This is a genomic window from Rhizobium sp. X9, assembly GCF_018873185.1.
Lineage (GTDB): Bacteria > Pseudomonadota > Alphaproteobacteria > Rhizobiales > Rhizobiaceae > Agrobacterium > Agrobacterium oryzihabitans.
This window is the reverse complement of record NZ_CP071312.1, coordinates 1,320,696-1,341,220: the sequence shown is the minus strand read 5'-3', so window position 1 is coordinate 1,341,220 and position 20,525 is coordinate 1,320,696. Positions and strand designations below refer to the sequence as shown.

Here is a 20,525-nt window from a genome sequence, read left to right as displayed (position 1 = left end):
GTGTCGACTGCGATCCACCACTCGCTTTAGTGCTTGAATGTATTCTCACGATGCCATTTTAAAAACTGGGGGTGCGGGCGTTCGTGAATACCTACCGGCACGATCGCTCTTCTGGTCTTGTTGATAAGACCTTGGATGCTGTCGCGATCGTTTGCATGGCGTGAAATCAAGACCTCGAGATCGTCCGACAAGCCGATAAGGCCACGATCGAACATCCAGTGTGCAGTTCCGGAAAGCGCGATGCCATTCGACAGAATGTCCGGGCCGTTCGCTTCAACGGGGCGAATATGGGCAGCATCGACCTCGGCGCGACCACCGCCGTTTATCAGCTTCAAGCCTGTTATCGCGCATCGTTTATCGTAGGCCTGCAAGACCAAGCGGCGAAACAGGCGATCGCGAACGATGCGCGATGAAAGGTGCGTCACTCGCGCCCTATCCTGCTCGAATATGAAGGGAGCTTGGGTGCTCTCAGCGAACCCGTCCGGCAATACCGCGTCGATTAGCTCTCCCGATCGCGGCAGCTCAGGTTGATCTTCCGCCAGCCCAATAGACAGAATGCGGTTGAAATCTGCAGCTGAGATTGGCCGAACTGCTGCTTGAGCCCTTCCCGAAATCCGCCCCGCTTCGTTAAGCACCCCGCGCTCGATCACACCGTCTGGCCCGCGGAAGGGAACGGCGTTGACGAAATCGAGATAGCTGCCGGGTTCGATCAGAGCCAGATACATACCGGGCGCTTTGGGGTCTGGAATGACCTGTGCGACTTTGGCCACCGCGAAATATCCGCGTGTCGCCGCCACCTTTCGCGGCTCGTAATAGGTGATCCAGTCTCTCATGCAGGCCTGGACACGGCCAAGATACTGGCTCGGAAACTGATACTGCTCAGCCGGGCTGTCGTCATAGATCGAATCTGTGCGGTGAATGAAAACCCCGAATCCCATACTCGATGTCTACCATGGTGACTGCGATTCAAACCAGGGAGATCGGTTATTATGCATGCCACCAAGCGCGTCGTGCTTTACGCACGTTGCAACCATCGTCTGGATCTTTAAGCAGTACGCCGACGGCATGAGCCCTGTCAGGATCGCTGAGGAACTCAATGCACGCGGTGTATCCGGTCCTCGCGCCCGACTTGGCAGGGGACCGCAATTCGCTGGCATTGAAATCGCGGCAGCGGCATTCTGAACAATCAGACCTATATCGGGCTGGTCGCCTTCAACCGCCTCGCCTATCGGAAAAATCCCGCGACAGAACGTCGGGTCTCACGGGAGAATGCCGCCGAGCTACACGTCGTCCACGAGGTGCCATCGCTCAGAATCGTTGAGGATTCCCTTTGGCAAATTAATCTATGAAAGGTTCTTTTGATAAAGAAGCAGGACCGTTACGAAGGTAATAAAACCCATCACGGTCAAGCATAAGGCTCGTATCTTTGCCGCCCGGTCACGATGAATTAGTGCGGCTGCAAGAGTGCAAAAGGACCAGACACCTGTGACGATGATCAACAGCCAAGAATATAGAAACGGACCGAGGTCGTAACCGCCACCGCCGATCGAGGCTCCAGAGCTCGTATCGATCTGAACTACGATCAGCGAGAAGACGGGTATTACAAGTATCGAGAGCCACACCCAAAACCACTTATTTTTCATCAAAGGTAACTCACCCCAAACATACAGGTTCCGTCAGATCAGTGGCGGATGATGCGCTTCAAATCGGCTCGGCAATGTCAACGTTCCGTCTCGGTTCATGGCCAGGTTGCCAACCTCTTTCATCTCGATCGGAAACATTTCACTGTCATAAACCACCGCGAACTCCGCGCCAGCGCCGTCACCCCCTGTCGTGAAATTGCATTGTCGACCGTGCTCTGAAATTTGGGATGCGTGTCTTGCCGCGGCTCCGATCCTTGAAGGCGACGTCACCCTTTCGGCACCCGTCACGACAATGCACTGCCGCGAAGTGTTGATCTGCCAGCCTCATGCGCCTTCGCCCTTTCTGTGATTAGGCATGGAATAAGGACCCCGCACATGGGGTGATCGGCGTCCAAACGGGACCCCCATCTGCAATGGGGTTACAACAGCCTCCGGTTTCATCGGAGGCTTTTTGTTCGGATGCTTATTGTGGAAACAATTCTGAAGATACGGCGGCTAGCCCATGTTCAGGGCAAGTCGATCAAGGCGATCTGCCGGGAGTTGGGCATATCGCGGAAAGTGGTGCGGAAGGTTTTGCGCACCGATGAGACGGAGTTCAAATACGAACGGACCCGTCAACCTCAGCCGAAGCTCGGCCCCTGGCGCGGTCAGCTCGATGGAATGCTCCTCGCCAATGAGGCCAAATCTTCTCGCGAACGGCTGACACTGATCCGGATATTCGAGGACTTGCGCGACCTCGGCTACGAGGGCGGTTACGACACAGTCCGGCGTTACGCCCGAACATGGGCGAAGGAGCGCGGGTCCGTGACGGCGCAAGCCTATGTGCCGCTCTATTACGCGCCGGGCGAGGCCTACCAGTTCGACTGGAGCCACGAGATTGTCGTGCTGAACGGCGTGACGACGACGGTGAAGGTTGCGCATATCCGGCTCTGCCACAGCCGGATGATGTATGTGAGAGCCTATCCGCGCGAGACGCAAGAGATGGTCTTCGACGCCCATGACAGGGCGTTCGCTTTCTTCGGCGGGGCCTGCACGCGCGGCATCTATGATAATATGAAGACCGCGGTGGAGACGGTCTTCGTCGGCAAGGAACGGCAATACAATCGCCGCTTCCTACAGATGTGCAGCCATTACCTGATCGAACCGGTGGCCTGCACGCCGGCGTCGGGGTGGGAGAAAGGCCAGGTCGAGAACCAGGTCAATCTGGTGCGCGAACGCTTCTTCACGCCGCGACTGCGCTTCAAATCCTACGATGAACTGAATGGCTGGTTGCTGGACAAGTGCATCAGTTACGCCCGCGCTCATAAGCACGTCGATCAGACGGAGCGCACGATCTGGGAGGTGTTCGATGCGGAGCGGCCGCACCTGGTCGGCTATCCCGGCAAATTCGACGGCTTCCACGCTGTGCAGGCCTCGATCGGCAAGACCTGCCTCGTGCGTTTCGACAACAACAAATACTCGGTACTGTCTACGGCAGTCGGCCGCCCTGCCGAGATACATGCCTATGCAGATCGCATCGTCATCCGGCAGGATGGCGTGGAAATCGGCCAACACGATCGCTGCTTCGGCCGTGGCGAGACGATCTATAATCCCTGGCATTACGTGCCGGTCCTGACCCGCAAACCGGGAGCACTGCGCAACGGTGCGCCGTTCCACGACTGGGTTTTGCCCGCCGCCATGGAGAAGGTGCGCCGCCGGCTGAAGGCAATGCATGACGGCGACCGGCAGATGGTGTCGATCCTCGAATGCGTGGGCCTGGACGGGCTCCCCGCCGTCGAAGCGGCCTGCCAGGAGGCGATCGATCAGGGCGTGTTCTCGGCCGCCGTCATCATCAACATTCTGGCCCGCAAGCGTGATCCGCAGCCGGCCGCCATCCTTTCCATCCCCGATGCGCTTCGCCTGACCCATGAGCCTCTGGCCGACTGCGCCCGTTACGACAGCCTGAGGAGGGCAAGCTGATATGGAACGATCCCAAATCCTCGACATGATGGGCACGCTGAAGCTGTTCGGCATGCGTAGCGCCTATGACGAGATCATGGCCTCCGGCATCAAGCGACAGCACGAACCGCCGCGCATCGTCGGTGACCTGCTTCAGTCGGAGATCGCCGAGAAGCAAGCGCGCTCCATCAAATACCAAATCACCGTCGCCAAACTGCCGCTGGCCAAGGACATCGACGACTTCGACTTCACCGACACGCCGGTCAACGAAGGCCTGGTGCGCCAACTCGCAACCGGGGCCTTCCTCGCCGAGCAGCACAATATCGTTCTGGTCGGCGGAACCGGCACGGGAAAGTCTCACCTGTCCATCGCCCTTGCTCGTGCTCTGATCCGCAATGGCGCACGCGGCCGCTTCTTCAACGTCGTCGACCTCGTCAATCGGCTCGAGACGGAGGCACGTAGCGGCAAACAGGGACGGCTGGCCGACTTCATCACCAGGCTCGACTTCGTCATCATGGACGAACTGGGCTATCTCCCATTTGCCCAGGCGGGCGGCCAGCTCCTCTTCCACCTCATCAGCAGGCTCTACGAGCGGACGTCCATCATCGTCACGACGAACCTGGCCTTCGGCGAGTGGCCGGCCGTATTCGGCGACGCCAAGATGACCGCCGCTCTGCTCGACAGGCTCACCCACCATTGCGAGATCGTGGAAACCGGGAACGAATCCTGGCGCTTTAAAAACCGCTCTCAAAGCTCACATGAGGATTTCGTCGTCAAGATCAATCATCGTTTCATAGCGTGCCCCTTCGATTTCGTATCGAACCCATGGTCTGAGCCACCTTGCTTGACGCGGCACGTTTCCTTCACCGGTTCAAACTCACATACGGTCGCCGTTTTGTCCGGCAGCACCATTATCCCGCTTGCGTAGCGGCAAGGCTCAGGAGAACGGGACCAATCTAAAGCGCGGCATTTGAAGCCCGACTTCGAGGCGGTTCGCTCACCTGGATCCGCCAGGAGTGATCAGTCCTGGAAGATTGTGTGTTCGGCAATTTTTTGGTTGTCAGGCGGTCTTCATGACAGCCCCCTCGATGAGAACACCCGCAGTGACAAATTTCCACAGTGCGATAAGGAGTTTGCGCGCCAAGGCAACTATCGCGGCTTTCTTTAAGCGTCCACCATTCGACTGAACCCGATCCACAAACCAACGGCTGAGCGCTGATGCTGGCTGATTGCGTAGCCACAGCCACGATAGTTGGATCATCGTAGTGCGCAGCCGAGGGTTCCCTGCCTTTGAGACACCCTGCTCGTGGTCGATGGTCCCGCTCATCCATGGGGTTGGTGTCAAACCGGCATAGGCGGCAATCTGCCGCCTATTATCAAAATGCCGGGACAGGGCTTCGGTCCAAAGAACGGCGGCAAATTCAGCGCCAACACCCTTCAAGGACAGCAGCATCGCTGCGGGCGAGGTTGCCTCAACCGCTGGCTGGTCCTCCATCGATAGAAGAGAATTACGCTCGCTCTCCACTGCAGCGATCTGCTCTAGCAGCAACTCGAGACGGTCGAGTTCCCGATTGATTTGAGCCTTCAAGTGTTTCGGTAACTCACGCCCATCTCCAGTCTGAAGCTCCTCCAGCCGCTGACGGCGATCTTTACGGAGCGGCTGATAGCCGCTGACGCCTTGAGTAAAGAGTAGCCCCTTCACGCGATTGACATGCCTGACCCGCTCAGCAATCAAAACTTTGCGTTCCCGGCAAATCCGACGCCGATCTTCGTCACTCGGATCTGGCGCTCTGACCATCGCACATACGCGTGGCTCGCCGCGCTTGAACGCGAGCAATGTGCGCGTCAGAGCCTCTCCATCGATCTTGTCGGTCTTAGCACGCCGACGTCGACGGGAAGTCGCGATCGAAGCTGCGTCGACGACGTAACTCTCGATGCCGTGAGCCTCCAGCACGCGGTGTATCCAGAAGCCGTCCAATCCTGCCTCCTGGATCGTTACGATGGGAAATAATTTCCCTGTTCTCAATCGCGCCTTCTGCTGTAGCTGCTCAAATCGTTCCAGCAACTCGGCTACATTGCCACCGGCCACTACATGCTTCGACATCTTCTCGCCGCTGCCTGGCGACAACGAAGTGATCAACCAGGTCGATCGGCTCAGTTCCAATGACACAAAAATTGCGCCAAGATCGATGCGGACAGCGGTCGGTTGAATGGATGCAGGTTCCATAAACTGCTCCTCCTGAGCGAGTGTTTAGATGCAACCTCACTCTGCCAGAGCGGCGGCCGCTGTTCACTCCTCATGGGATCTAAAGCCGAAAAGACAAACAACCCGCGCCCGCAGGCCCTTGCGCTAAATGGAGAGCCCCGGGCCTACGCGCGCTGACCCGATGCAACTAGAGGCAGGGGTCCCTTTTGGGAGCCGATAAGGGGTCCCGTTACGACGCCGATTGACATGCCGCCACATCATATATCCCTCGGGCACGCCACAAGATCCGCGCAAACGTGCAACCCGCTTTGCACCTGTCGATTTCGGGATTTGCGTTTTATGTCGGGGATTTAGGGTCGACGATCGTAGCTATTCAGCGTGCTGGATCGTGGCTTTGGGGTATTGTTGGATAGTGTAGCGTAGGAAATGGTTGCGGGGGCCTGATTCTATAGAGACTTGCAAATTCAGCTAGTTAATAAGCACATCTGCGGAAATCGTTTCCACTTGGTCCATTGTGCCCCAATTCGGACATCCACCTCAAGTGATGAACTGAGCGATTTAGGGCCGCAAGATGGCGGTCCGCTTTCGGTTCGCACATGCGAAGAGCAGCCGCTTTGTTGTCCCATAACATTTACCGATTTGGTGCAAGTTTACCCGCGCACGGGATTTCCCCTATACTAAGTCTATCCTTTCGCTGTTAACGGGCGAGCAACTGGATCATCACTGAAATGAAGGATTACGTGGGCCGCCGACCTGAGCGCCGTAAAGGTCTACTCCGGCACGGCCGATGGTGATGACGTCGAGCGTTTTCTGCATGTTCGCGTCTCTGATACGTGTTGAACCGCGCCCGCCTCGGCGCAGACGACTTTCTGCCGGAAGCATGCCGCCGGCAGCGAATTGATCTTGAGCAGGGGTCCGTTTGGCGGCTCCTAGATCGCCTGCGGTTTGAAGTCGCTCTTGGCGACTGGCATGACGGCTTGGAGCAGCGCCACAGACTTCTCCAGACCTTCCAGGCTGTTCAGAAGGACGTCTTCATGCTCGATGGAAAGCCAGCCGTCGTAGCCTGCCATCTTCAGCCTGTAGCAGAACTGCCGCCACCATTCCTCTCCGTGGCCGAAACCGAGCGTGATATAGGACCAGCTCCTGGCGGGAATGTCCATCAGGCTCCCGTTCTCTAGGAGGCTGCCCACGGCCTGTTTCGGAGAGTTCAGGAATGTGTCCTTGGCATGGACGTGATAGACGGCCTCGCCGAGCGCTTCCGCCGCCACAAGAGGATCGGCGCCCATCCAGAAAAGATGGGAGGGGTCCAGGTTTGCACCGATGACCGGGCCCACCGCCTCCCGCAGTCTGAGCAGGGACGGAACGTTGTAGACGCATTGGTTGCCATGAAGTTCCAGCGCGATGCGTTCGACCCCGTGTTCCTTTGCCAGCGCAGCGATCCTCGTCCAGTACGGGATAAGTTTCTCCTCCCATTGATACCGGAGTATGGCCTGCGTTTCGGGAGGCCAGGAGGAAACCACCCAGTTCGGCATGGTGTCCGTTGCGTTTCCGGCGGGGAGGCCCGACATGGAGCAGACAGTACTAACCCCGAGCTCGCCGGCCGCTCGGATCGTATCCTCAAGGCCCTGCCCTTGCGCAGGGTCAGTCGGATGCAGCGGGTTTCCGTTGGCGTTGAGGCTGATGACCTCCAGTCCACGGTCTGCGAAGGACGCGAGGAAGCCCTTCCGCACGTTACCGTCCTTCAATATCCCCGGCAGGTCAAAGTGCGGAGCGGTGGACCAGCCGCAGGTGTTGATTTCCACCCCGGAAACCCCGAGCCGGCGGGCATGGTCGAGCATCTCGTCGAACGGCAGACCACCCAGACTGTCTGAAACAAAACCCAGCTTCATGCGTAGAACTCCGGCTTCATGATCATCTCCACGGGCATCTTGTGTCCCTTGTTCAGCGCTTGCACTCCCGCCTCGGCGACGACGGCAGCGCAGTACCCGTCCCAACTGCTGGACGCCGTCTCTGGGAACAAGCCGCTCTCCGCGAAGCGCAGGAATGCCCTGTTCTGACGCCGGTAGGCCTCATGGTAGCGGCCACGCCAGTCGGCCTCGTAGCTCGTGCTCTGTCCCAGATTACGGTCGACCCGCGTGTAGTTCACCGGATTCATCGCTATAGTCGCCTTTTCGCCCACCAGTTCGGCACGAACATCGTAGCCATAGGCTGCGTTGTTGTTGATCTCGATGTTGACAAGCTGACCGTCCGCCGTCTCAAGCACCATATGAACGGGCGCGACGAGGGTGTCGGAGCGCTTTGGCTGGAACGCAGAAATCGAAATGTATTCGGTGCCAAGGACATGGCGCACCACGTCGAATTCATGGGGTGCCGAATTGGTAATAGCCATCGCACCGGTAAAGTCGGCAGCCGGGGTCGCCACGTTGCGGTGGAAGTTGTGCATCATGAGGGCTCGGCCGATCGCGCCATCCTGCACGGCTCGCTTCATCTCGACGTACGACTGATCGAAGCGGCGCATGAAGCCAAGCATGATGAAGCGCTCACCAGCCTGCTCCTCCGCCTTGAGGATATCGAGGCACTCCGATGACGATTGCGAAAGGGGCTTTTCACAAAGGACCCGCTTGCCCGCCTTGATGCAGGACAACGAAAGGGTCGCGTGCGTAAAGTCCGGGCTCGCAATGATGATCGCATCGACGTCCGGTCGTGCCGCGATACCATCCGGATTCACGTCCACATCCCGAGCGCCGTAGCGGTCAGCGACTTTTCTCGCCCGATCAGCGTCCATGTCGCACACGACCTGTAGCGTTGCGCCCGGCAGATCTTCCGCCACGATCTTTGCATGGTCTGCCCCCATCAGTCCCGCCCCGATGATTGCGATCCTGGTACCCATTTCCTATGATCTTCCTGTAACTGATGAAAGGGATGGCCGGCGCCAGCAGAGCACCGGCCTGTGTCGTTGCGTGCCGGGCCTCGTTTCCCGACACGCTTCCCTTGGGAGGGTTATTTCTTTGCGTACTGATCGACGTTTTGCTTGGTGATCGAGGCAAACGGAACCAGCTTTTCCGCCGGCGCCTGTTCGCCCTTCTTCAGGCCTTCAACAACCTCAAAGGCAGCCTTGGCCTGCCCTGCTGCATCCTGGAAGATCGTCTGGGACATCGTGCCGGCCTTGATGGCGTTGAGCGCGTCGGCCGTGCCGTCGACGCCCGAGATCAGTACGCCCTTAAGGCGATTGGCTCCCTGCAGGGCTTCGAGAGCACCAAGCGCCATCTGATCGTTGGCAGCAACGATGGCATCGAAGTTCGGGAAGCTCTGGATCCAGTCTTCCGTGACCTTCATGCCCTCGGCGCGATCATAGTTGCCCGATAGACTTGCGAGCGTCGTAACATCCGATCGGCCGAGCGCATCCTCAAACCCCTTCTTCCGCTCCTGCGTGTGGGAGAGACCCGGCGTGCCTTCGAGATAGAGGATCTTCGCATCTTTCGGCAGATTCGCCTTCATGTATTCGCCCTGAAGGCGGCCGGCATCGATGTTCTTTGAGCCCACAAATGTATATTTGCCGCCAGCAGACTGGATCCCGAGAGCGATCACGGGAATGCCCGCCTCATTGGCCTTTTCAACTCCAGGCACAATGCCCTGATAGTCGACCGGCACGACAACGATGGCATTTACCTTCTGCGCGATGAAGTTATCGATCTGGTCGAGTTGCTTGCTGACATCGTTATTCGCGTCAGAGAAATTGACCGTCACTGCCGGGTCAGATTTGGCAGCCTCGATGAAGGCATTCTTACGTGCCATGACGAACACGTCGGTGTCGGCCATGTTAGCATAACCGACGACGAACTTGTCGGCTGCTGTTGCGGCGGTTGCAGAAAGCGCGGCCAGAGAGACTGCGCAGGCGAAAGCAAATTTTGCGATAACTTTCATGGTTTCCTCCCAAAGGGTGTGTGTTGGTGCAGGGGCGGAAATCCCGCCGACACAGAGTTATTTCCGGGACAGAAGGTCCCTGGAACGGGTTTATGCCTTCTTCTTGCCGCGGGCTGATTTCGTCCAAACATCAAGGATCACCGCGATCGCAATGATCAGACCCTTGATGATCTGCTGCCAGTAGGAGCTGACATTCATGAGATTGAGGATGTTGTTGATAACGCCGATGATCATGGAGCCAATGATCGTACCGGTGATGGTTCCGGTCCCCCCCATCAGACTGGTGCCACCGACAACCACGGCCGTGATCGCGTCAAACTCGTAGCCAACGCCGCCTGCGGGCTGGCCGGAATTGATACGCGACATCAGAACAATGCCGGCAACGGCACAGAGGACGCCATTGAAAATGAACGCCTTGATGACGATGCTGTCGGGGTTGATTCCGGAGGCAAGTGCGGCACGCTGATTCCCGCCGACGGCATAGACGTATCGACCGAACTTGGTTTTGTTGAGCAGAAGCCACGACAGGACGACCACTACCGCCAGAATGAGCACGGAGATGGGGACTGGGCCTAGTGAACCCTGTCCTATGACCTTGAAGTCACCGAGGCCAGTTACGGGCGATCCGCCCGTATAGAGCAGAACGGTTCCGCGTGCGACCGTCGTCATGGCAAGCGTCATAATGAACGAGGGGATTCGGAAGAACGTGATTACGAAGCCGTTGATCGTGCCAGTTATGACACCCACGACAAGACCGGCTGCGACCGCAAGTACGATGCTGCCGGTCATCGACATCACGCTTGCCGCGATTACCCCGCAAAGAGCAAGAACCGAACCGAGGGAAACGTCGATATGCCCCAGGATGATGACGAAGGTGATGCCACAGGCCAAAAGACTGACAACAACCACCTGTCTCAGGACGTTAGTGAGATTTGCTTCCGTCAAAAACGTCGGGCTCAACATCGAGGCCAGGATGCAGATGCCGACGAAGATCAGGACGGTGCCGTACTTGCGATAGATCTGGGAGAAGCTCATCTCCCGTAGACCCCGCAACACCCGTCCCTCCCGCTTTTCTGCTCCTGCTACTGGATCTATACTCATCAATGTCCTCCCGTGGCGAGGCGCATGATGCTTTCCTGCGTCGCCTCGCTCCTTGTAAGTTCACCGGTCACCCGGCCTCCGCTCATCACCACCACGCGGTCGCTCATCCCGAGAATTTCGGGCAGCTCGGATGAGATCATGATGATCGCGAGCCCTTGGCAGGCGAATTCGGTCATGAGCTTGTGAATTTCCGATTTGGATCCCACGTCGATCCCGCGCGTAGGCTCATCGAGAATGAGAAGCTTCAGATCGCCCAGCAGCCATTTCGCAAGAACGATCTTTTGCTGGTTGCCGCCGCTCAAGTTCTCCACAGTCATCGCTGTGTTGGGCGTTTTGATCTGCAGCATCTTGATCATGTGCTGCGCAGCGCTTTCCTCCTGCCGTTCGCTGATGAACAGCCGCGAGGTGAACTTCTTGAGGTTTGCCAAAGAGATGTTTTCGCCCACGGACCGGCACAGAACCAGGCCCTCCGACTTGCGATCCTCGGACACCATGGCAATGCCGCTGGCGATCGCGTCCCTCGGCGAGCCAAGCTTCAAAGCAGCGCCGTTCAGTCGGACCACTCCGGCGTCGGCGCCATCAAGTCCAAAAATCACGCGCGCGACCTCGGTTCGGCCGGCACCTATGAGACCCGATAAGCCTACAATCTCGCCAGCACGAACACTGAAGCTCACGTTTTCGAAGACGCCGTGGCGGGTCAGGTTTTCGACCGACAGGACGACCTCACCGATCGGCACTTCTTCTTTGGGAAATACCTCGGAAATCGTCCGCCCGACCATCTTAGAGATAAGCGTGCCTGTATTGTAGTCACTAGCCGGTCCCGCAGCGATATATTGACCGTCGCGCATGACGGTAATGTCGTCGGCTATCTGGAAGATCTCATCCATCTTGTGCGTGATATAAATGATGGCGACACCAGCGGCTTTCAGCTCGGCGATCTGCCGGAAGAGCATCGCGACTTCGGTGTCGCTGATTGCTGATGTCGGCTCGTCCATGATGACAAGAGAGGCTTCGCGCGAGATTGCCTTGACGATCTCGACGAGCTGCATGGTCGCGATCGACAGTTCGCGCATTTTCGTGTCGGGGCTGTAGCGCAGGCCTACGCGGGCGAGCAGGACCTTTGTTTCGTTGTTCATCCTGTCGAAGTCAACGAACTTGGACAGAAGCCCGGTTTCGGCGCGGACAGGTTCGCGACCGAGAAAGATGTTTTCGGCGATCGTCATATCGAGCACCGGGCTAAGCTCCTGATGAATCATGGAAATGCCGCGATCGAGTGCCGCTGCAGCATTCTGATGATCGAGCTTTTCGCCCCGAAAATAGATCTCGCCGCCATCGATCGCGTACATACCGCTCAGAATCTTCATAAGGGTTGACTTGCCCGCGCCGTTCTCGCCAACGAGCACGTGCACGGTACCGGCACGGACCTGGAGGTTCATCTCGTCAAGCGCGAGCACACCGGGGAAGGCCTTGGTGATTGACCGCATCTCAAGGACAAAGTCGTTTTCGTCATTTATAGGCGCGCGAGCGCCGCCGCCGCCCGATAGCGGCGCCACCTTCAAGGTCGCGGACATGAAAGATTTTCCTCCAAATGAAAGGACTCTCCCAAGTCCTCTCTGCCTTAACGGCGGTATTTCATGAGGAACAAATCACTAAAACCGACCTGATTGTCAACTTAGGGATGGATTTTACTCTCAAATACTCTCATAATTGACTTCATTTTATGAGAGGCTTCGATGTCCCGACCGACTATCCCAGATCTTGCCAAAGCTGCCCGCGTGAGTATTTCAACGGTCGATCGCGTTTTGAATGGCCGCGACCCAGTCCGCGCACAGACCGCCGAACGGGTTCTCAATGCCGCCCGGGAGATAGGCTATCACGGAGTCACGGCGATTGAGCGGCGGCTGGAACACGACAAGCCAGTTATCAAGTTCGGCTTCCTTCTCAAGCAGTCGCATCGAAAGCTTTACCAGATGTGGGGCGAACTGCTGACGGCGGCCGTAGAAGCTTTTCCGGATGCGCATGGGCGACCGATCGTGAGGTTTATGAACGATCTCGCACCAGACAAAGCTGCAGAGGCAATCTACTCCCTCAGCCGGGAGGCGGACGTGATTGGGATAATTACGTCAGATCATCCGCAGGTGAACCACGCCGTAGACGGTCTTGCCGCCGAAGGCATTCCCGTCGTGACGATGATCTCTGACCTCTCAACTGCCGCACGCGCGGCTTATGTCGGCAACGACTGCGTCAAGAAGGGTCGGACCGCCGCTTGGTTCATAGCGGGACTCAATGCCAACGGCGGCAAGGTCGCTGTCTTCGTTGGCAGCCATCGGTATCTGGCCCAGGAGCTCAACGAAATGGGATTCCGGTCGTATTTTCGAGAAAGCGCGCCCGGCTTTCAAATGCTGGAAACGGTCGCCACTCTTGAGGAACCCGAGATCGCATATGAAGCCACTTGCCGTCTTCTCCAAACCGAACAGGATTTGGTCGGACTTTACGTTGCCGGCGGCGGCATCACCGGCGTAATGCAAGCCCTTCGCGAGAATGGCGGGCCTGTGGCACAACGCCCTGTCGTCATTGCTCACGAGCTGACGAATGAAACGAGGGCAGGTCTTGCGGAGGGGTTGATCAAGGTGGTCCTATCCCATCCTGCAAGGCTACTGGCGGAGACTCTGGTCCGAGCCATGGCAGAAGCGCTTGACGCTGATAGACCAACTACTCTTTCTCAGCACATTCTCCCCTTTGAGTTTTATTCAGCGACAAACATCTAGTGCAACATTGATTGCTAGCGCCGGCGGTGATCCGTCCGCGACGCAATCCGCGGGTTGCGTCGGACACTTTTATGCAAGCGCGTGACCACCAAGCGGTAATCCGGGCCCTTCGGGCCGATCGGTGTCTTGCCCTTCAGGCGCACAGTCATCGACTCTCCGCCCTCGGAGCTGAAGGTAAGCAAATGTGTCCGAGACAAGCCGTAAAGTTTCCGAATGCCGACGCCCTACTTTCTGCTTGTGGTGCGCAAGCTCCGCGAATGCCTACAGCCGGGAGAGCCCAAACGTTTTCCTGATGCCGCCATCCAATGCCTTGGCTGGAATAAACCGTTTCAGGCGGCTCAGAAGCGTAGCCTGTTTTCCAACCGGCCTGCGCATTTTGTGAGGACCTGTGATTGCTGCCATGATTTCGGCAGCAACAGTCTGAGGACTGCTTGCCGTCCTAATGGCGGAAAAAACGGCCTCATTGGATTTGGCTAATTGAGTGGCGTAGTCATCGATACGCGTCTCCGTCTGCTTCGCATTGACATCGAGACTTGTCCTCGTGAACGTTGGCTCGACCAGGACGGAGCGAATGTTGAATTGCCGAACTTCGTGGTCAAGCGTTTCAGACAGTCCCTCCAACGCATGCTTGCTGCTGGCATAAAGGCCCATATAAGGTGCGGGGAGAAAGCCGAGAACCGAACTGACATTGACGATCAGACCGGAATTCTGCTGTCGCATCGCAGGCAATACCGCTCGTATCATGCGCAGTGGGCCAAAGAGATTGGTTTCAAAAAGGGCCTTCGCCTCATCGTCCGACGTGCTTTCGACCGGCCCGACAAGAGAGACGCCTGCATTGTTCACCACGACATCAATCCGGCCTGAACGAGACAGAACCCAATCGACGAATTGCCTCACCGACTCGTCATTGTCCACATCGAGACGCCCGTACTCGACACCGTGAACCGGTCCACTTTTGTCCGGATTGCGCGATCCTGCAAACACCTTGAACCCATTCTGTGACAGCAACCTCACGGTCGCCTGCCCTATGCCGGAGGATGCTCCGGTCACCACAACAATCTTGTCTGTCGACATCTACGCTCTCCAAAACTAGCGTTGGACTAGAAATCAATTTAGATTTCGTTTGTAATCTATAACTCCGTTAGATTGCAAGCGAAATAAAACGCGCTTGCAGAAATTGAGGAGGCACATGGTCAGAAGCGGGAAACATCGGTCGAGTTAATGCGGGATTCTCGCCTGGGGAGTGACAGGTGTGACGGATGCTTATGCCGTCAATTCACGCCGTTCGCCTGTCCGCTGGTGGATTGCCCAGCGCACGCTGGAACGCGGATCGTTGCTCGCCTCTTTCGACGTAGTCCTGCAAGCCAGGGCTATCCAGCAGAATATCAGAGTGCTTGAGCGACCGCAGTACGCTCACCATCATGAGATCACCGGCGCTGAACTGAGCCCCCTCAAGCCACTCCTTCCCTCCAAGCGTATCGACCAGTTGCTGGAGCCGCTGACTGAGATGACCAACGCTGCCAGAGGCGATACAGGGCTCGATCGTATTGACCGCTGCAAACATCCACATGATGGAACGCGAGCGCGCATTTGCTTCATCGGGAAGGAGGCCAGCGAAACGCTGTGCTATGTGAAGCACGATCGCACCGGATTCGAAAAGAATGAGATCGCCCTCCTGGTAGATCGGCATCTGGCCGAATGGCTGTATTTCCAGATATTCGGGGCGGCGCATCTCGGAAAAAGTCAGATACCGTAGAGTGTAAGGCTAGCCGACTTCCTCGAGAGCCCACCTGACGCGCATATCCCGGTGATATCCCCTACCCCCGTCCGGCGGATGTTTGAAGATGGATACGACAGGGTTCATGTCAAGGCTCCTCATTGGCAGGATTGAAGCGGGACGAGGGCATGGTTTCCGAAAGGGTCCAGTGGGCACGCAAAACACACGCCACCTCTCGCCAGGCAGTATTATCACTCCGCGGCATCATCTGCTGCGGAGGGACGGGTTGGCTATTCCGCAGCAAGCGAATGCTGCGCTGTTTCCGAGTTTCCGTGCTCTGTCGAACCCATGTCTGCCTTGGGTGGCTTGATGCGGAACCATGCAGCATAGAGCGCCGGCAGGAAGAGCAGGATGATGAGCGTACCCACCGCCGTTCCGCCGATAAGCGTGTAGGCCATCGAACCCCAGAAAACCGAATGCGTCAGGGGAATGAAGGCTAGGACCGCGGCAAGCGCCGTCAGGATGACGGGCCTCGTTCGCTGCACCGTGGCTTCGATAACGGCATGATAGTCGTCCAGACCCGCGGCCTTGTTTTCCTTGATCTGCTCGGTGAGGATCAACGTGTTGCGCATGAGGATGCCCGCCAGGCCGATAAGACCCAGGATCGCGTTAAACCCGAAAGGCTGGTTGAACAGGCTCAGGGTCGGCACGACGCCTGCAAGACCGAGCGGTGCTGTCAGCATCACCATCGTCATCGTCGACAGGCTGCGCACCTGAAGGATGATGACGATCAGGGTCGCTGCGATCATCAGTGGGAACACCTTCACCAGGGCGGTATTCGCCTTGAGGGACTCCTCGATATTGCCGCCCATCTCGATTGTGTAGCCAGCAGGCAGAGATGCAATGAGTGGCTGAAGAGCGGTCATCACCTGTTGCGAAACCTCCGGCGGTTGCGTCGCCTCGTTAATGTCGGATCGGACCGTCACCACAGGCGTTCTGTCACGGCGCTTGAGGATCGGTTCTTCGAAGCGCACCTCCGTGTGGCCGATCTGATCGAGGGGGATCGCACGGCCGTCTCTCGTCACGAGCGAGAAGTCCCCGAGTCTGGCAGGATCGAGGCGGATTTCGCCGGCACTTCTCGCCACGACAGGAACGTTTCGGATGTTCTCACGGACTTGCGTGACGGGAACGCCACTCAGCAGGAGCTGTATCTGCTGGGCAGCCTCGGCGGACGACATGCCGATGAGGTTCAGGCGATCCTGATCGGGAACGAACCGGACAACGGGTGTTCGATTACCCCAGTCACGGTTGGCATTTCTGACATCAGGTACCGAGCTCATGAGAGCAAGTGCCTGCTCGGAGATTTTGTACAGCTCTTCGGCATCCGGTCCTTTGATCCGAAACTCGACGGGGAATGGCGTGTAGGGGCCAAAGACGAGTTGCGTCACGCGGACGAATGCCTCGGGCGCCAGCCCTTGCGCAACGGCTTCCCGAAGACGCAGTTTCAGCACCTCACGCTCATGGGCGTCGGATGTCAGCACAACGATCTTCGCGAAGGCAGGATCGGGCAGTTCGGGCGACATGGCGAAGAAGAAGCGGGGGGCGCCCTGGCCGATGTAGCTGGTGGCGATCTTCGCTTCGGGTTGCTGCTTCAACCACGCCTCGAGTTTCTTGACCGTGGCGGTCGTCGTTTCGATGCTCGTGCCTTCTGGCATGCGGACTTCGACAAGAACCTCAGGACGGTCCGATGTGGGGAAGAACTGCTGCTTCACCGCACCCATCCCGACGACCGAAAGCGCCATGACAACGCCAACAATGGCGCAGGTCAGGAACTTGTGCTTGACGGTGAATTCAATCGCACCGCGCAGGCGTCTGTAGTTCGGCGTATCGTAAATCGCATGATGGCCGCCTGCCACCGGCTTGATATCGGGCAACAGCTTTACGCCGAGATAGGGCGTAAAGATCACCGCCACGAACCAGGAAACAATCAGTGCGAAACCGACGATCCAGAAGATATTGCCCGCATATTCACCCGCTGCAGAGGCGGCGAAACCGACCGGCATCAGGCCGATAATGGTCACAAGCGTTCCCGACAGCATCGGTGCCGCAGTGTGGCTCCAGGCATAGGCAGCCGCCTTGATGCGATCCATACCCTCTTCCATCTTCACGACCATCACCTCGATGGCGATGATGGCGTCGTCGACCAGCAGGCCAAGTGCCAGGATCAATGCACCGAGCGTGATGCGGTCGAAGAAGCGCCCTGTCTCGAGCATGATGATGAAGACGACAGCAAGCGTCAGAGGCACGGCCAGAGCCACCACGATGCCCACCCGCCAGCCGAGCGCAATGAGGCTGACGAAGAGCACGACGCCGAGGGCCATGGCGAACTTCACCATGAATTCACCCACCGCCGCGTCAATGTTGACGGCCTGATCGCTGACCTTCGTCAGCGTTATGCCAAGGGGCAATGATTGTGCGATCTGGCTCGAGCGCTCTTCAAGAGCCTTGCCAAGCTCCAGACCATTCCAGCCCTCCTGCATGACCACGCCGAGCATGATGGCCGGCTCGCCGTCATGACGGATGACATAGCCTGCCGGCTCCTGATAACCCCGGCGTACCTCAGCAATGTCGGAAAGCTTCAACGCGCGGCCGGAAGCGACGATGGGCGTATCAGCGATAGACTGAACACTGTCATAGGCACCGTCGAGGCGAATGAAGACCTGCGGACCCTGCGTATCGATCGAGCCAGCGGGCGTAACGGTATTGCGCCGTTGAAGGGCTGCGGCAATGTCCTGAGGAGATATGCCGAGCGTGGCGAGTTTCTCATAGGAGAAGTCTACGAATATCTGCTCGGGCTGTTCGCCGAGAATGTTGATCTTCTTCACGCCGGGAACATGAAGCATGTCCTGCCTGATCTTTTCCGCTTCCCGGACGAGATCGCGCATCGGCATGCCCTGCGCCTTGAGAGCGTAAAGGCCGAAGCTGACGTCGGAGTATTCGTCGTTCACGAATGGTCCCAGAACACCCTGCGGCAGGTTTCTGGCTTCATCGCCGAGCTTCTTGCGCGCCTGATAAAATTCTTCAGCGACGGCGCTTGGCGGCGTATTGTCCTTGAGCGTGACGGTAAGATAGGCAAAGCCGGGGCGCGTCGTTGTCTCGACCCGGTCGTACCAGGCCAATTCCTGAATGCGCTTCTCCAGCGGCTCGGCAACCAGATCCTGCATCTCGCGCGCGGTTGCGCCCGGCCAGACAGTCGTGACAGTCAATGTCTTGATGGTAAAGGAGGGGTCTTCGGCGCGTCCCAGCTTGACGAAAGCATAGACGCCGGCAAGCGACAGAAGGACGATGAAGAACAGCGTGACGGCGCGTTCGCGAACCGCAAGGGCGGACAGATTGAGGTTCATCAGTTTGTCACCTCTTTTGTCCCAACGCTGGTGCGAACTTGCGCTCCATCCTTCAGAAGATGTGCGCCAAGCGCAACGACCTCCTCTCCCGGCTTGACGTTAGTGACGACCACTTTCTCTTCGCTTACCCGCTCTACTTTCACATCACGAAACTTCACGACGGACGATTGCTGATCGATCACCCAGACACCAGTGCGCGTCCCGTCATCCAACAGGGCGCCTATCGGCAGTTCGGCGTGGTTTTGCGCATCCCTGTTCTCGATTTCGATGGTGACGGTCGCCCCCAGTGGAGCATTGGACGCGGCCCCTTCAAGCACCCAGCGCGTTTCATAGGTGCGGGTCTGCTGATCGGCAGAATCGGAGATCTGGCGCAGCTTGGCCTTTTCGGCATTGTTTCTGCCATAAACCGATGCGGAAGCCTGAACTCCAATGTCAGGACGCATGGTTTCGGGTAACCAGACAATGGCTTCGCGCGGACCAGACTTCGCGAGCCGGACAACCGGCTGCCCGGCGGTTACCACCTGGCCCGGCTCACCGAGCGTCTCGACAATGGTTCCATCTGCATCGGCAACGAGAACCGCATATTTTGCTTCGTTCTCCGCGACATCGGCGTCAGCCTGAGCGGCGGCCAACTGTGCCGTCGCCGTATCCAGCAGGGCCTTCGATCGTTCATATTGCTGCGTCGAGGCAGCAGAGGTCTTCACCAGCACGGCAAAGCGTTTCTCATCGGCTTTCGCTTGGACAAATGTCGCCTGTGCTGCGATGACAGCGTTTCGCTTGGCGGTCAGAGCAAGACGAAGATCGGTCTCGTCAAGCCTCATCAATGGCTGTCCAGCGCTTACCTGCTCCCCGACGTCGACAAAACGTTCAACGATCTTTCCGGGAACGCGAAAGCCGAGATTACTCTGGACCCGGGCACCAACGGTTCCGGTAAAGCTGCTGCTCGAATTGCCAGGAAGCCTGGCCGTCGCGAGGTTGACCAGTGGCGCCAAAGTCCGGGGATCGGCAGCCTTTGCCTCGGGTGCCTGCGTCGGAAGCAGCAGCGCTGCGGCTCCGCCTGCGGCCAGCGCCAGCACTGCTGCTGCAGTGACAACAAGTTTCCGTTTCATTTCATCGCCCCTTCTTGACGGCCATCCTGAAAATATTAGATTGCACTCTAACTCTAAAAGACATATAGATGTCAAATGAAATCTAATTGGAGGTCCACATGCGAGTGAGCCGTTTACAGGCAGAGGAAAACCGGGAACGGGTGATCAACGTCGCCAGCCGCTTGTTTCGAGAGCATGGTTTCGACGGGATTGGCCTGAAAGACCTGATGAAGGGTGCGGGGCTCACCCAGGGTGGATTCTACAAGCAGTTCGCATCCAAGGACGATCTTGCGGCGCTTGCATCACGGCGTGCTCTCGAGAGCGCCACGAGAAGGTGGTCTGATGCCGCAGCAGACACGTCGGATCCGCTGGAATCGATCATCACCTTCTACCTTTCCAAAGACCATAGTGGCGAGAAGGCAGAAGGATGCCCGCTCGTTGCTCTCGGCTCCGACGCTGCGCGTCAAACCGCCGAAGTTCGGCGCCCGTTTGAAGACGGTATCCGAGCACACTTCGAGGTGCTTGAAGAGCTTATCGGAGAGGGTGGCGATAAAGCTCGAAGCGAAAAGGCCATGGCAATATTGTCCATGATGGTCGGTGCGGTGACGCTGTCCAGGATCATTGGGGATGAAGCGCTTTCGACGAGTGTACTCGATGCGGCAGCGAGCGAGGTCCGGCGCATTGCTGGCCGCGATGGCGGCTAACGGATGGTTTTTGGATATTCGTCGCCGATAGC

Annotated in this window: 14 protein-coding genes and 3 pseudogenes; 6 read left to right on the top strand and 11 right to left on the bottom strand. The window is 57.8% G+C overall.

Going from position 1 to position 20,525, the window contains the following annotated elements:
* Positions 1-26: 26 nt before the first annotated feature.
* Positions 27-938, bottom strand: coding sequence for an HNH endonuclease (locus JZY08_RS21055; protein ID WP_216331590.1), 912 nt, complete (start codon positions 936-938; stop codon positions 27-29).
* Between JZY08_RS21055 and JZY08_RS27790 the strand changes: the two genes are divergently transcribed.
* The 4 genes and pseudogenes from JZY08_RS27790 (at position 919) to istB (ending at position 4,509) form a co-directional block, all read left to right on the top strand.
* A complete protein-coding gene (locus JZY08_RS27790) occupies positions 919-1,182 on the top strand; it encodes a recombinase family protein (RefSeq protein ID WP_367303908.1) in 264 nt (87 codons plus the stop codon). The two genes, JZY08_RS21055 and JZY08_RS27790, sit on opposite strands and share 20 nt — an antisense overlap.
* A gap of 506 nt (positions 1,183-1,688) precedes the next feature.
* A pseudogene (locus JZY08_RS27615) lies at positions 1,689-1,862 on the top strand (IS6 family transposase); the annotation flags it as partial.
* A 240-nt stretch (positions 1,863-2,102) separates the two neighbouring features.
* A pseudogene (gene istA, locus JZY08_RS21045) lies at positions 2,103-3,662 on the top strand (IS21 family transposase).
* Complete coding sequence (gene istB, locus JZY08_RS21040; RefSeq protein ID WP_246669768.1) at positions 3,604-4,509, top strand: IS21-like element helper ATPase IstB; 906 nt, start codon at positions 3,604-3,606, stop codon at positions 4,507-4,509. Before istA ends, istB begins: the two are co-directional and overlap by 59 nt.
* A 132-nt stretch (positions 4,510-4,641) precedes the next feature.
* Here istB and JZY08_RS21035 read toward each other — a convergent pair whose 3' ends face one another.
* From JZY08_RS21035 to JZY08_RS21010, 6 genes are all read right to left on the bottom strand, one after another.
* Complete coding sequence (locus tag JZY08_RS21035) at positions 4,642-5,808, bottom strand: IS110 family transposase (protein ID WP_072495381.1); 1,167 nt, start codon at positions 5,806-5,808, stop codon at positions 4,642-4,644.
* 908 nt (positions 5,809-6,716) lie between these two features.
* Positions 6,717-7,676, bottom strand: coding sequence for a sugar phosphate isomerase/epimerase (locus JZY08_RS21030; RefSeq protein WP_216331588.1), 960 nt, complete (start codon positions 7,674-7,676; stop codon positions 6,717-6,719).
* Complete coding sequence (locus JZY08_RS21025; protein WP_216331587.1) at positions 7,673-8,677, bottom strand: Gfo/Idh/MocA family protein; 1,005 nt, start codon at positions 8,675-8,677, stop codon at positions 7,673-7,675. The genes JZY08_RS21030 and JZY08_RS21025 overlap by 4 nt, the downstream gene beginning before the upstream one ends.
* Positions 8,678-8,787: 110 nt before the next feature.
* Positions 8,788-9,711 carry a sugar ABC transporter substrate-binding protein gene (locus JZY08_RS21020; protein ID WP_142913345.1) on the bottom strand — a complete coding sequence of 308 codons (924 nt, stop codon included), beginning with the start codon at positions 9,709-9,711 and terminating at the stop codon, positions 8,788-8,790.
* Between the two features lie 90 nt (positions 9,712-9,801).
* A complete protein-coding gene (locus JZY08_RS21015) occupies positions 9,802-10,812 on the bottom strand; it encodes an ABC transporter permease (RefSeq protein ID WP_142913344.1) in 1,011 nt (336 codons plus the stop codon).
* Entirely contained in the window at positions 10,812-12,383 is a 1,572-nt protein-coding gene (locus JZY08_RS21010; protein WP_216331586.1) for a sugar ABC transporter ATP-binding protein, read from the bottom strand. Before JZY08_RS21010 ends, JZY08_RS21015 begins: the two co-directional genes overlap by 1 nt.
* Positions 12,384-12,545: 162 nt before the next feature.
* Here JZY08_RS21010 and JZY08_RS21005 point away from each other — a divergent pair, with 162 nt between their 5' ends.
* Positions 12,546-13,580 (top strand): LacI family DNA-binding transcriptional regulator, encoded by a 1,035-nt coding sequence (locus tag JZY08_RS21005; RefSeq protein WP_142913342.1) that lies wholly within the window; start codon positions 12,546-12,548, stop codon positions 13,578-13,580.
* Positions 13,581-13,841: 261 nt separating this feature from the next.
* Here the strand turns inward: JZY08_RS21005 and JZY08_RS21000 are convergent, their stop codons facing one another.
* The 4 genes and pseudogenes from JZY08_RS21000 to JZY08_RS20985 all read right to left on the bottom strand — a co-directional run bounded on the left by JZY08_RS21000 (position 13,842) and on the right by JZY08_RS20985 (position 19,810).
* Positions 13,842-14,654 carry an oxidoreductase gene (locus JZY08_RS21000; RefSeq protein ID WP_216331585.1) on the bottom strand — a complete coding sequence of 271 codons (813 nt, stop codon included), beginning with the start codon at positions 14,652-14,654 and terminating at the stop codon, positions 13,842-13,844.
* Positions 14,655-14,856: 202 nt separating this feature from the next.
* Positions 14,857-15,444, bottom strand: a pseudogene (locus JZY08_RS20995) (glutathione S-transferase family protein).
* 143 nt (positions 15,445-15,587) lie between these two features.
* Positions 15,588-18,701, bottom strand: coding sequence for an efflux RND transporter permease subunit (locus tag JZY08_RS20990; protein WP_216331584.1), 3,114 nt, complete (start codon positions 18,699-18,701; stop codon positions 15,588-15,590).
* A complete protein-coding gene (locus JZY08_RS20985; protein WP_077984683.1) occupies positions 18,701-19,810 on the bottom strand; it encodes an efflux RND transporter periplasmic adaptor subunit in 1,110 nt (369 codons plus the stop codon). Before JZY08_RS20985 ends, JZY08_RS20990 begins: the two co-directional genes overlap by 1 nt.
* 98 nt (positions 19,811-19,908) lie before the next feature.
* Here JZY08_RS20985 and JZY08_RS20980 point away from each other — a divergent pair, with 98 nt between their 5' ends.
* Positions 19,909-20,493 (top strand): TetR/AcrR family transcriptional regulator, encoded by a 585-nt coding sequence (locus tag JZY08_RS20980; protein ID WP_142913339.1) that lies wholly within the window; start codon positions 19,909-19,911, stop codon positions 20,491-20,493.
* Positions 20,494-20,525: the final 32 nt, after the last annotated feature.